The 238-nt window shown below is 47.1% G+C and carries 1 pseudogene; it reads left to right on the top strand.

Annotated features, from left to right (window positions below):
- Nucleotides 1-238: pseudogene (locus KVT11_RS20555) on the top strand (peptide chain release factor N(5)-glutamine methyltransferase); the annotation flags it as partial.

Genomic DNA, 238 nt, shown 5'->3' with positions numbered 1-238 from the left:
AGCAGAAGCGAACTTCTTGCCCGTTTTCATGATCCACTGCCAGAGGCGCAAGATTCACAAATCAGCGAGTTCGTAGTACAGCACAAGCGTGGAGTGCCTGTGCAGCATTTTACGGGTGTTGAATTTTTTTATGGGCGTCCTTTTGAAGTTAACAAACACGTTCTGATTACTCGTCCTGTAACGGAGGAAGTGGAGCTGGCGGCATTGTATATGGTGATTCGTGTGTTTCGTAATGGTC

The organism is Bacillus sp. GbtcB10 (genome assembly GCF_019091365.1).
GTDB classification, from domain to species: Bacteria; Bacillota; Bacilli; order Bacillales; family Bacillaceae; genus Bacillus; species Bacillus altitudinis.
Note: the sequence above shows the minus strand (reverse complement) of the source record. Positions and strands in the feature narration are given on the sequence as shown.